Genomic DNA, 491 nt, shown 5'->3' with positions numbered 1-491 from the left:
CGCCTACAAGTCGGTGGGGGACCTGGGCCGGGCGATCGAGTTGTACGAGCAGACTTTGAAGGACCGGGTGCGGGTGCTGGGCGAGGACCACCCCGGCACTCTGGCCTCCCGCAACAACCTCGCCAGCACCTACGAGTCGGCGGGGGACCTGGGCCGGGCGATCGAGTTGTACGAGCAGATCCTGACCGACCGGGTGCGGGTGCTGGGCGAGGACCACCCCGACACTCTGGTCTCCCGCAACAACCTCGCCGGCGCCTACTACACAATGGGAGATCTGAGCCGGGCGATCGAGTTGTACGAGCAGACCCTGACCGACATGGTGCGGGTGCTGGGCGAAGACCACCCACACACTCTGGTCTTTCGCAACAACCTCGCTGGCGCCTACGAGTCGGCGGGGGACCTGGGCCGGGCGATCGAGTTGTACGAGCAGTCCCTCGCCGACCGGGTGCGGGTGATGGGCGAAGACCACCCACACACGCTGGCCTCCCGCA

General features: G+C 67.4%; 1 protein-coding gene. It reads left to right on the top strand.

Going from position 1 to position 491, the window contains the following annotated elements; genetic code table 11:
• A partial coding sequence (locus RB628_RS41315; protein WP_318325760.1) for a tetratricopeptide repeat protein occupies positions 1–491 on the top strand: 491 nt, incomplete at both ends.

This window comes from Streptomyces sp. ADMS (assembly GCF_033441795.1).
Classification (GTDB): Bacteria; Actinomycetota; Actinomycetes; order Streptomycetales; family Streptomycetaceae; genus Streptomyces.
The sequence above is the reverse complement of the archived record's forward strand: the minus strand, read 5'-3'. Positions and strand labels throughout refer to the sequence as shown.